General features: G+C 57.2%; 12 protein-coding genes. 5 read left to right on the top strand and 7 right to left on the bottom strand.

Going from position 1 to position 12,287, the window contains the following annotated elements; genetic code table 11:
* Positions 1–40 precede the first annotated feature (40 nt).
* Positions 41–1,255, top strand: coding sequence for an aminotransferase class I/II-fold pyridoxal phosphate-dependent enzyme (locus tag ACR0KS_RS07010; RefSeq protein ID WP_170565164.1), 1,215 nt, complete (start codon positions 41–43; stop codon positions 1,253–1,255).
* Between the two features lie 63 nt (positions 1,256–1,318).
* Here the strand turns inward: ACR0KS_RS07010 and phaR are convergent, their stop codons facing one another.
* The 3 genes from phaR to ACR0KS_RS06995 form a co-directional block, all read right to left on the bottom strand.
* Positions 1,319–1,873: a polyhydroxyalkanoate synthesis repressor PhaR gene (phaR, locus tag ACR0KS_RS07005; protein ID WP_170382549.1), complete on the bottom strand. Its 555-nt coding sequence runs from the start codon at positions 1,871–1,873 to the stop codon at positions 1,319–1,321.
* Positions 1,874–2,009: 136 nt separating this feature from the next.
* Entirely contained in the window at positions 2,010–2,456 is a 447-nt protein-coding gene (locus tag ACR0KS_RS07000; RefSeq protein ID WP_170382547.1) for a phasin family protein, read from the bottom strand.
* Between the two features lie 130 nt (positions 2,457–2,586).
* Positions 2,587–4,389, bottom strand: a complete 1,803-nt coding sequence (locus tag ACR0KS_RS06995) for a class I poly(R)-hydroxyalkanoic acid synthase (protein WP_170565166.1) — start codon at positions 4,387–4,389, stop codon at positions 2,587–2,589.
* 110 nt (positions 4,390–4,499) lie between these two features.
* Between ACR0KS_RS06995 and phaZ the strand changes: the two genes are divergently transcribed.
* Together phaZ and ACR0KS_RS06985 are read left to right on the top strand one after the other, a co-directional pair.
* Complete coding sequence (phaZ, locus tag ACR0KS_RS06990) at positions 4,500–5,771, top strand: polyhydroxyalkanoate depolymerase (RefSeq protein ID WP_170565946.1); 1,272 nt, start codon at positions 4,500–4,502, stop codon at positions 5,769–5,771.
* A gap of 4 nt (positions 5,772–5,775) precedes the next feature.
* The gene (locus ACR0KS_RS06985; protein ID WP_170565167.1) at positions 5,776–6,360 is read left to right on the top strand and encodes a DUF6151 family protein; all 585 of its coding nucleotides are present in this window, start codon (positions 5,776–5,778) and stop codon (positions 6,358–6,360) included.
* On the opposite strand, the gene ACR0KS_RS06980 is transcribed toward ACR0KS_RS06985, so the two are convergent.
* The 4 genes from ACR0KS_RS06980 to ACR0KS_RS06965 form a co-directional block, all read right to left on the bottom strand.
* Positions 6,351–7,067 (bottom strand): alpha/beta fold hydrolase, encoded by a 717-nt coding sequence (locus tag ACR0KS_RS06980; protein ID WP_170565169.1) that lies wholly within the window; start codon positions 7,065–7,067, stop codon positions 6,351–6,353. The genes ACR0KS_RS06985 and ACR0KS_RS06980 overlap by 10 nt on opposite strands.
* Positions 7,068–7,148: 81 nt before the next feature.
* Positions 7,149–7,763, bottom strand: coding sequence for a hypothetical protein (locus ACR0KS_RS06975; protein WP_170565949.1), 615 nt, complete (start codon positions 7,761–7,763; stop codon positions 7,149–7,151).
* Between the two features lie 33 nt (positions 7,764–7,796).
* Positions 7,797–8,777 carry an alpha/beta fold hydrolase gene (locus ACR0KS_RS06970; protein ID WP_170565171.1) on the bottom strand — a complete coding sequence of 327 codons (981 nt, stop codon included), beginning with the start codon at positions 8,775–8,777 and terminating at the stop codon, positions 7,797–7,799.
* Positions 8,777–9,526 (bottom strand): alpha/beta fold hydrolase, encoded by a 750-nt coding sequence (locus ACR0KS_RS06965; protein WP_170565173.1) that lies wholly within the window; start codon positions 9,524–9,526, stop codon positions 8,777–8,779. Before ACR0KS_RS06965 ends, ACR0KS_RS06970 begins: the two co-directional genes overlap by 1 nt.
* A 218-nt stretch (positions 9,527–9,744) precedes the next feature.
* Here ACR0KS_RS06965 and thrS point away from each other — a divergent pair, with 218 nt between their 5' ends.
* Both thrS and ACR0KS_RS06955 read left to right on the top strand, forming a co-directional pair.
* Positions 9,745–11,703, top strand: coding sequence for a threonine--tRNA ligase (gene thrS, locus ACR0KS_RS06960; RefSeq protein WP_170565175.1), 1,959 nt, complete (start codon positions 9,745–9,747; stop codon positions 11,701–11,703).
* Positions 11,704–11,924: 221 nt separating this feature from the next.
* Positions 11,925–12,227, top strand: a complete 303-nt coding sequence (locus ACR0KS_RS06955) for a BufA1 family periplasmic bufferin-type metallophore (RefSeq protein WP_170382535.1) — start codon at positions 11,925–11,927, stop codon at positions 12,225–12,227.
* Positions 12,228–12,287: the final 60 nt, after the last annotated feature.

The following is a 12,287-nucleotide window of genomic DNA, read 5'->3' as shown; positions in this document are numbered from 1 at the left end:
GCTTTATATTTCCCAAAGATAGAATTCGGGAAAACCAAATATGACGCTTCCTCCAAACGTCCATGACGCCGAACCCATCCCCGCAGCCGCCCGTGACGCCATCGACGCCTTGATGCAGTCGGGCGACCTGTTTCGCTATACCGCACCGCAAGACGCGCCGGTTGCGTTGCTTGAGGCCGAATTTGCCGAGTTGCTTGGAACCAAGTACGCGCTGGCGGTTTCGTCCTGCTCGGCCGCGTTGTTCCTGTCGCTCAAAGCCTTGGGTCTGCCGCGCGACGCACGTGTCCTGATCCCCGGCTTTACCTTTGCCGCCGTCCCGTCCTCGGTCGTTCACGCAGATTGCATTCCGGTGCTGTGCGAAGTTGCTGAGAATTACCGTATCGACATGGCGGACTTTGCCACCAAACTTGACGATGTTCAGGCCGTGATCATCAGCCATATGCGCGGACACACGTCTGACATGGACGCGATCATGGCGCTGTGCGATGCGCGCGACATCCCCGTAATCGAGGATGCCGCCCATTCTCTGGGCACCACCTGGCACGGGCGCAATATTGGCACGATCGGCAAGGTCGGTTGTTTCTCGTTCCAGTCCTACAAGATGATCAACGCTGGCGAAGGTGGCATCCTGATCACTGATGACGCCGATCTGGTGGCGCAGGCCGTGATCATGTCGGGCGCTTATGAGCACAACTGGAAAAAGCACAAAGGCCCGCACGGAGACAACTCGCCCGAGCTGGAGCAAGCCTTTGCCCGCTGGCAGAACAAGTTGCCGCTGTATAATCTGCGGATGAGCAACCTCAGCGCGGCCGTAATCCGCCCGCAAATACCGGAATTGGCGCGTCGGGTGCGCGACGGTCTGTCCAATCACGACTATGTCGCGGATCGCCTGAACACGTCGCCGAATATCGACGTGCCCGCCCCGCTATCGCCCGAGCGCCGCGCCCCGGACTCGATCCAGTTCAACTTGGTCGGCCTCAGCGATGATGACATCCGCGCTTTTGCGGCCGCGTCCGAGGCGCGCGGGGTAAAAGTGCAGGTTTTCGGTCTGAGTGAAGACAATGCCCGCGCCTTTTGGAACTGGCAATTCCTGCCTGAGCAGGTCGAATTGCCGCAAACCCGCGCGATGCTGATGAAAGCTTGCGACGTTCGCCTGCCCGTTCGCCTAACCCGCGAAGAGCTGGACGTAATCGCCGATATCCTATTGGCATCCGTCGGTGAGGTCACCGCGCCGGCGATGGCTTTCGGCACCTGATCAATACCCCATCACATAAAAAGGCCCGCCAAAGGCGGGCTTTTTTCGTTCTGAGTGGCTGGATCAGTTCAGCTTGGACAGTTTCTGCTGCAACTCGGCAAGCTGCTTTTTGATGTCGTCCAGATCCTCTTTCGGCTCTGCCTTACCCTCGCCTTCCTTGTCCGGGCCAGACCAACCGCCGGACAAGCCACCGGTCATCGCCTTGAGAAACGCCTGTTGCTGCGCCTGCATCGCCTCGAACCCCGGCATCTGAGACATGGGGTTCATGGCGCTCATGTTTTCCATCATTTTTGACTGGCTTTCGCGCAGCATCTCGAACGAGCTTTGCAAGAACTGAGGCATCATCCCACCGCCCGGCAGCATGTAGCTGCGCACAAGATCATTTAGCACATTCACCGGCAGCACATTCTCGCCCCGGCTTTCATGTTCGGCAATGATTTGAAGCAGGTACTGCCGTGTCAGATCGTCCCCGGTTTTCAGGTCGATGATCTGAACTTCGCGCCCATCACGAATAAACGCTGCGATATCCTCGAGCGTGACGTAATCGCTGGTCTCGGTGTTATACAGCCGACGACTGGCATAACGTTTGATCAGCAACGGTTTTTCTTGGTCTGCCACCGTTTTCCCTCCCCAAGGATGATGCGTTGCAGCAGAGGTTATGCGACCGCAGCACAAAAAGAAAGGGCAGGTCTTTCGACCTGCCCTGCGCGATTGCACCGGTTGGGAGGAATGGGTGCGCCTCGCGGCATTCTCTTTACTTCGCAGCAGTTGCTTTCTTGGCAGCAGCTGTCACGTCGTTGGTGGCTTTTTTGACAGCAGCAGTTGCGTCTTCTGCAGCTTCTTTGCCAGCAGCCATCAGCAGCTCGACGGTTTCAGTCTGAACTTTCTTGGCGATTTCAGCGAAGGCCGCCAGATTTTCAGCAGCAACTTCAGCCGACGCGCTTGCGAAATCGGTCGCAGCTTTGGCGTAGTCAGCAGGTTCTGCTTTTGCTTTCGACATCTCGGTCAGTTTGGCCAGAGTGTCTTTGGTCCACTTGTTCGAGATCTCAGCCGACTTTTCAGCGGCTTCCAGTGCAACACCCGACAGCTTTTCGTTCAGGCTTGCGGTCGACTTGAAGGCACCTTCCAGAGCGGTGGTGTCAACAGGGAACGCGCCCATCATGTCTTTCAGGGTCGCGGTAAAGTCTTGAGTCTTTGCCATTTTCCTAATCCTTTTGCCGAACCGGGCCCACCCCGGCTTTCATCAGCTTGAGGACAATATGGTTGCTGCACCGCAGCATTGCAAGTTTTTTCTTGCTGCAGCGCAGAAAATCTCAAGAAGTCACGGAAAATCAATTCGTTGACTTGACCAACACATACGTGCCCGGCGCAGGCGCCAGAGGTGGATGTTCCGAATCGCCTGGCTCTCGGGCTGGTACTTGTTTGCCAGAGCGTTTTTTCAGCCACGCCTCCCACAGGGGCCACCAGGATCCTTGGTGATAGTCGGCCTCTTTCAACCAAGTTTCTGCGTCTGCTTTCATATCCGGGTTCGTGTAGTGACCATATTTCTTTTTGCTGGGCGGGTTCACGATCCCAGCGATATGGCCAGATTCCGAGACCACAAATGTCTTGGACCGAGACCCCATCTGCTGCACTCCGCGATAGCAGTCTTTCCAGGCGGCGATGTGGTCGGTCTCGCATGTGATGGCCATCACGGGGACATCAACGTCGCGCACATGAAGCGTGTGTCCCAGCAGCTCGAAGCCTTGGTTGACGAAGTCATTGCTTTGGCACAAACCCCGAAGGTATTCGACCGCCATGCGGCCGGGCAGGTTTGCACCATCCCCGTTCCAGAACAGCAAATCAAAGGCGGGCGGTGTCTCGCCCATCATGTAGCTACGGATCGCAGGCCCATAGATCAGGTCATTCGACCTGAGGAACGACATCGTCCGTCCGATCACCCAAGCCTTGAGCACGCCGTCCTTTGCGACTTGTTCCTCGATCCCGTCCACAAAATCGTTCTGAAGGAACGGTGTGAATTCTCCTTGATCGCCAAAATCGGTCAGAGCAGTGAAAAGTGTTGCAGACTTGACCGACTTGTCGCCGCGCTGTTTCAGCAGCGACAGGGTCAGACTGAGCGTGGTGCCGGCGATACAATACCCGACCGCATTGACCTGTTTGACCTTGCAGATCGACTTGACCTGCTCGATCGCCGTCAGGAATCCTTCTTCGACGTAATCGGCCATGCCAATGTCTGCGTGCGATGCATCCGCATTTACCCAACTGACGACAAACAAGGTGTAGCCCTGTTCAGTCACCCATTTGATCAGGCTGTTCTGGGCCTTGAGATCGAGGATATAGAACTTGTTGATCCAAGGCGGGAACAGGATAATCGGCGTTTCGTGAACTGTCTCGGTCACCGGCTTGTACTGAATCAATTCCATTAACCGGTTTCGATACACCACCTCACCCGGCGTCGTGGCAATATTGCCGCCGACTTCAAAGGCGGTTTCATCAGCCAGCTTTACAACCATCTCGCCGTCATTGGCTTCGAGATCCGCCACCAGGTTCTCAAGCCCCTGGATGAGCGACTGCCCCTCCGTCTCAACAGCTTTTTCCAGCGCATCGGGGTTGGTCGCGAGGAAATTTGTCGGAGACATCATGTCCACGATCTGTTGCGAGAAGAACCGCAGGCGGCGCTTGTCCGTGCCGTCCAAGTCCTCAACCGATGCGACAGCCTGCGCGATGGCGTCCGCGTTCGTTTGGTACTGTTGACGGATAAAGCGGAAATAGGGGTTGCTTTCCCACATGGGGTTGGAAAAACGCTTGTCTCTTGGGCGGGTTTCGTCATCTTCGACCTCGCCCTTGGTAAGCGCTTGCTGCGCCTCGGCAAAGTTCATAACGGATTTGCCCCAGTATTCGATCTGGTGCTCAAGCAGCTTGGCGGGATTCTGCCACGCTTCGGTCAGATACGCCGTTGCTGCTTTTGCAAAAAGATCTTGATTCGGGCCGTCCAGCGCGGGGTTGTGCGCCTTTTTTCCAGCCATAACTTCGACCAGCCGCTTTGAGAGCGCTTCGACTTTATTCATATTTTCTTTAAGTCGTTCAAGGTGTTCTTCGGTCAGCTCTCGTGTCTGGTCTTCACTTGTTGTCATTTTAACAATTCCCCCCTAACCTCGCTGCTATGCAGAATAACGTCGCAAATGCGTTGGGGCAAAGCGACGAATGGTCCGAACTTTCGGCTGACACTCAGGAGGCCCATTTTATGCGCTACATGCTGACCTACGACTTGATGGAAACCATGCGCAACACCAACCAGTGGATGGGCGCGACGGCCAGTGCGATGGCGTCCTACCCGTTGTTTTCGATGGTTCCCAACCCGGCGTTCAGCATGATGGCAGCCTGGGGCGAAGTGACCGAGCGCACCTTTCAGCGCATGATCGCCAAACCCGACTGGGGCATCCGCACCTATACATGCGAAGATGGCAAAGACCACATTGTCGATATCGTCCCGGTGATGGAGCGGTCTTTCGGCGACCTGATCCATGTGCGCGTGAACGGGCGCGAAGAACAACCGCGCAAAGTGCTGCTGGTCGCCCCGATGTCGGGACACTACGCGACCTTGTTGCGGTCCACAGTCAAAAGTCTGCTGGTCAACTGCGAGGTGTACGTTACCGACTGGCATAATGCGCGTGATATTCCCGTGTCCGAAGGCAAGTTCGATGTAGAAGACTATACTCTCTATCTTGTCGATTTCATGAAAGAATTGGGTCCGGACACACATGTTGTTGCAGTTTGCCAACCTGCGCCTCTAACTTTGGCAGCCACCGCTTACCTGGCTGAAATTGAGCCCAAGGCACAACCCAGCACGCTGACGCTGATCGGCGGCCCCGTGGACCCGGACGCGACCCCGACCGACGTGACCGATTTTGGCCGCCGCGTCACGATGGGCCAGTTGGAAGAAACCATGATCCAGCGCGTCGGTTTCAAATACAAGGGCGTGGGCCGCATGGTGTATCCGGGCCTGCTGCAACTGGCGTCCTTCATGTCAATGAATGCAGATCGCCACTCCAAGGCTTTTTCCGACCAAATACAACGTGTTATGCGGGGTGAAGCATCGGATCACGACGCGCACAACCGGTTCTATGATGAATATCTGGCCGTTATGGACATGACCGCCGAGTTTTACCTGTCGACCGTTGAACGTATCTTCAAGAACCGCGAAATCGCACGCAATGAGTTCATTGTCGCAGGCCACAAGGTGGACATCGGCAAGATCACCGATGTCGCGGTAAAGACAGTTGAAGGCGCCAATGACGACATCTCGGCCCCGGGTCAGTGCATTGCGGCACTGAACCTGTGCACCGGCCTGCCGGAGTCCAAAAAGGCCAGCCACGTCGAACCCGGAGCCGGGCATTACGGCATCTTCGCCGGTCGTAGCTGGCGCGACAATATTCGTCCGCTGGTTATCGATTTCATGAACGCGAATACACGTAAACCACGTCGGCGCGCCGCCAACAAAAACAAGGTCGCCTGATGCAATGAACGGGGCTAAGGCGAAGGAATTTGCCTTCTTCTGCAGTTGCAGAGCGATCCAAGGCCGAATCACAGCGGCCGGTGCCAAATCAGCGACTCACGCGGTCTGTTTCTGCCACGATTGCCGAGCCGCACACTTGTATTTCGGTCAACCCGACCCAGCCCCCGGCCCCATCGAAGTGCTGCTCATGCCGCCCGATGATATCAGGATCGACAAAGGGGCCGAGCATCTGGCGCTCATGCAGTTAAGCCCCAAGGGTATGCTGCGCTGCTACGCGAAATGTTGCAATGCGCCTCTGGCAACAATATCGCCCAAACCAAAGCTACCTTTCGCGGCGTTCTTCGTTGATCGGATCGCCGACACACGCGGGCTGGCACCTATCACAATCCGAGGGTTTGTCCCTCGGCCGGGCGGCAAACAAACGCACGAAAAGGTCTGGCCTGCTGCCATCAGCTTGATTTTTCAGGTTTCTAAGTCACGCCTGACAGGAAGCTGGAGGAACACTCCGTTCTTCGACCCCGAAAGTGGTGCACCCGTATCAACGCCAGTGGTTCTCACCAAAACGGAACGGGCCGCACTTTATAGATAAGGCAACCGGGCCGGAATATTCAGCCAGGATTCGAGCGCTTCGTTCACAGCCGCAGGTGCTTCTAGTGTCGGCAGGTGGCCAGCTTCGTCTATAACTTTAAGCTCGGCGTTGGGGATCATTTCAGCCATGAAGGTATGTTTTCGCACAGGCGTTAGCTGATCATGCGCCCCGCACAAAACCAAAGTTGGCACAGCTATGTGCCTCAAAGCTCCTTGCTGATCTGGGCGACGCTGCAAAACCCGCATCTGGTGTTCAAATAAATCCGGTCCCAAGTCCATCGCCATAGCCAAGACTTCATTCAGAACAGGAACGCGCCCCGGTCCAGGGGCCAGTGTTTCTGAACCGATTAGCCTGCTCATCACATCCTCAAGACGGCCCGATTTCGCACCTACGATCAGCTCCTCTCGGTCCGCGGCAATCTGAGGGGTGTCAGCCTGGGCATCTGTCGACATCAGACACAGACGCGACACACGCTGCGGCGCACGACGAATGATCTCAAGCGCGACCACCCCTCCCATGCTAAGCCCGCCCAGCGCAAACCGATGCGGCAACTGATCCAGCAAGCCCGAAGCGATTTCTTCTATACGGTCACCCGCTGACACCGGGGCAACTGTCACTGCGCGGCGGTTCGACAAATACAATATTTGCGCCCCGAACAACCGTGCATCGCACATGAACCCGGGTAACAATACCAACGGTTCGACCACGCTGGGCCTCCTTGAGTTCGTCCACCTCGGCGTTTCTTCTCCGCAGGATGAGCGGTTTTTCTGATGCCGGCAAGAAAAAGTTCAGGGGTAGTTCAAGCCCCTGAAGCGCGGAAAATCCGCGTACCGCGCCTTTCGAGCCTCGAGGCATTCGGCAGGCTCGGCCCCGGCGCGCACTAAACAACCACGTGGGGAAATATAGCTGTCGATACGGCGATGGGGGATCGGTCTCCAGACCAGATTGAAGGCACATAGTTTGGGGAAAAACCAAATCTCGGAATAGTCCAGATGATCGTGCATCCACCACGCCAGATCGCGCCAGTCGCGGCCGTCTTGATAACGGTCCGCGAACCATGGAATCACGATCGAAGCGCCGGCGATCCGGTCATCCCCCTCCGCGCGGTCCCAGATATGGCACTCAAGAGGATTGTCGTTGCGGGCGCAATTCAGACGGTTTTCATTTCCAAACCGGTTCAACGAAGGTGAGCGGTATCCGGACCGAACCCCGATCCGACCAAAAGTTTCTTCCAGCGGGTCCAGAAGGGTCTCGCACAGCGCGCGCCCGGTTTGGATTGCCAAATCGGGATTCTCGGGAATGTTCTGTTTTTCGTGAAAATTCCCGATTTCCGAATACAGAAAATCACGCATGAAAAAATGCCGGGACAGGCGCACTCGGCCAAGCGTTTCAAGGCTCCACATGCTTCCCGGTCTACGCATATCCCTATCCTTGCGCTACTTGATCCCCAAAGTTTCAAGCCAAGCCAAAATGCCCTCAACGGTCGCTTCGGTTTGCCCCGGCGACATCAAACGACCCGCCACAACATGCGAAGAAGGGTCGTCGTCTGGCCCCATGGTCACCAGTTCTACAACGGCTGGCGCGCCCCAGGCCTCGGCAACCTTGTGCGTCCGGTCCGGCCGAACCACCTGATCGTCGTCTGAAAACCAGAACAGCGCTGGCACCTTCGCGCCAGAAAAATCAAGCGCAAACACCACGTCCACCAATACTGTCATCGGCACGACCGCTTCCCAAGGGTATATCGCCGACCAATACCTGTTCTTCTCCGGGTCCGGGCCAGAGACGTCTCGGTTCTCTCCCATCAGCACAGGCAGCCAGTCCCGCGCCCAAGGTAACCCGGGTATCCAGGCACCGGGCGTGTTCACACCGAAATTGGGTGAGATAAAGACGATGCCTGCCAGATCCCGGCTCAGGTCATCGTCCATCGCAGCCGCAGCCGCCAGCGTCCCGCCAGTCGACGTTGAAATCACTACGACCTGATCACCAACCGCACGCGCCGCAGCCAGCCCCTCGGCCATGTCCTGCATCCACCCCGAAGCTGTTCCTTCGGCCATGGCCTCGCCGCTGCGCCCGTGCCCTTGCAACCGCGTATAGACCAGATTGGCCCCCAGCGCGTCCGCGACCCTATCGGGGACCGGGCGAATTTCCTCGGACGTCGCAGAAAACCCGTGAAGATAGAGGATGGAAACCGGCGTCCTACGCTCTTTGAAACCGTCCTGCCAGATCACACGCTTCTCGACACCGGGAACGATATCGTCAAAGGCTGACTCGACGCTTTCAAAATAGACCTGCACACCCTCCCCGAACTTTCGGGGCTCGAACCGAGGGTGAAGGTCCACTTCTTCGCGCGGACCAAACCAGTAAATCAGCGCCCCAACCGCAACAAGAGCCAGACACAGGCGACCAATCAGTCGCATTATGACACGTTCATAACATCTAGAACGGCTTGCTCGATCAAACCAAGGCAAGGACCGTCCGAGAACCGATGATCGGCGTCTTTGACAAGCAACAGACTCATGTCGGGTCCGGACGCATGTTCAAGCAGCCTGACCGCAGTAGCCGTCGAAACAGCTGTGTCCTCGGTGCCCTGCAAAAAGCGCACCGGAAACGGCAGCTCCAACGGGTCACGCAGGACAAGCCGGGTACGGCCATCTTCTATCATCCGCTTTGTAATGATGTACGGCTCCATATAATCCGACGGCAGTTCTACATGCCCGACTTCCTCCAGTGCCTTCTTCTGAGCGTCCGTGAACGAGGCCCAGTACCCGTCTGCGGTAAAATCCGGCGCCGCCGCGATTGTGACCATCCCCGCAATCCGCTCCGGCATAGCCTTGGCCAGCAACAGGGCCTGCCACCCGCCCATCGAAGACCCCACGACAATCAACGGCCCCTCAGTTAACTCGGAAACCGCGGCCACAGTATCCTCATGCCAATCGCCAATGCACCCATCTTCAAAAGCGCCGTCGCTTTCACCGTGACCCGAATAATCGAACCGCAAAAACGCCTGCCCGCGCGCCCGCGCCCAGGCCTCTAGATGCACCGCCTTGGTGCCCTCCATATCCGACTTGAGGCCGCCCAGAAATACTAGGGTCGGCCCAGACCCCTCGCTTTTGTGATACGCCAACCGCCGCCCCTGCGCGGTGTCCAGAAAATCCGTCGCTGCCATAAAACCCTCTCTGCTTTCCCTGCATCATGCACGTCCCGCCCCCAACCGCAATTCCCCGATCCGCCCTTCATCTGGCTAAAAATATCCCGGGGAGCGCGAGGGGCAGCGCCCCTCGCTCCAGCACTTGACACAATCCCCCCCACCTGCCAAAGCAGCCAAACGCAAATAACCCGCAACCGGGCGTTCAGTGGGCGCCAAACCGACGAGGAGAGCCAACCATGGCCCTGGATTCAAAATCCGTCTCTCTCACCTTTCCCGATGGCAATGCACGCAGCTATGACGCTGGCGTCACACCCGCGCAGGTGGCAGCCGATATTTCAACTTCGCTGGCGAAAAAAGCGATCTCGGCCACGGTAAACGGCCAGCACTGGGACCTTCAGTGGCCCATCGAAGCCGACGCGCAAATCGCCATCCACACCATGAAGGATGAAGCGCAGGCCAATGAGCTGATCCGCCACGATCTGGCCCATGTCATGGCCCGCGCCGTGCAGGAAATCTGGCCCGCCACCAAAGTCACCATCGGCCCAGTCATCGACAACGGCTGGTATTACGACTTCGACCGCGAGGAACCCTTCACCCCCGAAGATCTCGGCCTCATCGAGAAAAAGATGAAAGAGATCATCAACAAGCGCGACCCCGTCACCACCGAGGTCTGGGACCGTGACCGCGCGATCGAGTTCTACAAGGCCAATAATGAGCCCTACAAGGTCGAACTGATCGAAGCCATTCCGGGGGATGAGCCGCTGCGCATGTATTGGCACGGCCACTGGCAGGACCTGTGCCGCGGTCCACACCTGCAGCACACCGGCCAACTGCCCGGCGACGCGTTCAAACTGATGTCCATCGCCGGTGCCTATTGGCGCGGCGACAGCGACCGCGCCATGCTTCAACGCATCTACGGTGTGGCCTTCACCGGCAAGGAAAAGCTGAAAGCCCACCTGCACATGCTGGAAGAAGCAGCCAAGCGCGACCACCGCAAGCTGGGCCGCGAGATGGACCTGTTCCACATGCAGGAAGAAGCTCCGGGGCAGATCTTCTGGCACCCCAACGGCTGGACCATCTACACGACGCTTCAGGACTATATGCGCCGCGCTCAGCATCGCGGGGGGTATGTCGAAGTCAACACGCCGCAGGTCGTTGACCGCAAGCTGTGGGAGCGTTCGGGACACTGGGACAAGTATCAGGAAAACATGTTCATCGTCGAAGTTGATGAGGAACATGCCCGTGAAAAGGCGGTCAATGCGCTAAAGCCGATGAACTGTCCCTGCCATGTCGAGATTTTCAAGCAGGGCTTGAAATCCTATCGCGACCTGCCTCTGCGTATGGCCGAGTTCGGCTCTTGCGCGCGATACGAACCGTCGGGAGCCCTGCACGGAATCATGCGTGTTCGCGGGTTTGCCCAAGACGACGCGCATATCTTCTCAACCGAGGATCAGATCGGTGACGAATGTGCGCGTTTCATCGGGTTTCTGACGGATGTCTACAAAGACCTCGGGTTTGAAGGCTTCAAGGTGAAGTTCTCGGACCGGCCCGAACAGCGTTCCGGCTCGGATGAGGTGTGGGACAAGGCAGAAGAGGCCCTGCTCACCGCGACCCGCGCAGCAGGTGTCGAGCCTGAACTGAATCCCGGCGAAGGCGCGTTTTATGGGCCTAAGCTGGAATTCGTGCTGACCGACGCAATCGGGCGCGACTGGCAATGCGGAACCTTCCAGGTGGACTTCGTCCTGCCCGAGCGGTTGGACGCCACCTATATCGGGGCCGATGGCGCGAAACACCGCCCCGTCATGCTGCACCGCGCCTGCCTTGGCTCGTTTGAACGCTTCATCGGCATCCTGATCGAAGAACACGCCGGTAAGCTTCCGTTCTGGCTGGCTCCGCGTCAGGTCGTTGTTGCGTCGATTACATCCGAAGCCGATGAGTATGTCCTGGAGGTTGTCGAAACCCTCAAGGCGGCTGGCGTTCGGGCCGAAGCCGATATTCGCAACGAAAAGATCAACTACAAGGTCCGCGAACACTCGGTCGGAAAAGTGCCCGTCATTCTGGCCGTCGGTCACCGCGAAGTTGATGAGCGCACGGTCAGCGTCCGTCGTCTTGGCGAGAAACAAACGCAGGTACAGTCACTTGAAACTGTAACAAATGAACTGTCCAAAGCTGCGACACCACCAGATCTGCTGTAACAAAACACGGCAAATCGACTGAAATCCGGCCCTCTCATCAGGGCCGGATTGAAACAATTTACATTTTCGATTTCAAAAACAATATGTTAACCTGCAAGGACGCATGACGATCTTTGACGGGGTTGTGAGACACGGGCTCGTGAATTCAACTAGGGCACCCAAGCGATTACCTTTGTCATTGTCAAAAGCAGACATACGCAGTCATCAAAAGGATTACCGAGATGTCGAACACCGCAAAATCCCTTGTAATCGCAAGCGCCGTTGCAGCCGCTGTATCGGGCATGGCCACCACAGCAAGCGCGCAAGCAAAAGAAAAGTGCTATGGCATTTCCAAAGCTGGCGAGAACGATTGCGCCGCAGGTCCGGGCACCACATGCGCGGGGACCTCGACCGTTGACTATCAGGGCAACGCCTGGACGTTGGTTGACGCCGGAAAATGCACCGAGATCGAACTGCCCAAGGCGGCTGACGGCTCGGATCGCAAAGGTTCACTGAAACCGCTAGAGCGTGACCTGCCCGCATAAGCCTGAGCCAAGATGAATTCGAGGGGCGGGCCAAAACGCCCGCCTCTTTTTCGTGACCGG

Source organism: Ruegeria sp. BC7, assembly GCF_056539165.1.
This window is presented reverse-complemented; position numbering and strand designations above follow the sequence as displayed.

Bases quoted from the DNA above. Each gene is read 5' to 3' on its own strand.
- ACR0KS_RS07010 (WP_170565164.1), top strand. From the start codon at position 41: ATGACGCTTCCTCCAAACGTCCATGACGCCGAACCCATCCCCGCAGCC.
- ACR0KS_RS07000 (WP_170382547.1), bottom strand. From the start codon at position 2,456: ATGGCAAAGACTCAAGACTTTACCGCGACCCTGAAAGACATGATGGGC.
- ACR0KS_RS06995 (WP_170565166.1), bottom strand. From the start codon at position 4,389: ATGACAACAAGTGAAGACCAGACACGAGAGCTGACCGAAGAACACCTT.
- phaZ (WP_170565946.1), top strand. From the start codon at position 4,500: ATGCGCTACATGCTGACCTACGACTTGATGGAAACCATGCGCAACACC.
- ACR0KS_RS06985 (WP_170565167.1), top strand. From the start codon at position 5,776: ATGAACGGGGCTAAGGCGAAGGAATTTGCCTTCTTCTGCAGTTGCAGA.
- ACR0KS_RS06975 (WP_170565949.1), bottom strand. From the start codon at position 7,763: ATGTGGAGCCTTGAAACGCTTGGCCGAGTGCGCCTGTCCCGGCATTTT.
- ACR0KS_RS06970 (WP_170565171.1), bottom strand. From the start codon at position 8,777: ATGCGACTGATTGGTCGCCTGTGTCTGGCTCTTGTTGCGGTTGGGGCG.
- ACR0KS_RS06965 (WP_170565173.1), bottom strand. From the start codon at position 9,526: ATGGCAGCGACGGATTTTCTGGACACCGCGCAGGGGCGGCGGTTGGCG.
- thrS (WP_170565175.1), top strand. From the start codon at position 9,745: ATGGCCCTGGATTCAAAATCCGTCTCTCTCACCTTTCCCGATGGCAAT.
- ACR0KS_RS06955 (WP_170382535.1), top strand. From the start codon at position 11,925: ATGTCGAACACCGCAAAATCCCTTGTAATCGCAAGCGCCGTTGCAGCC.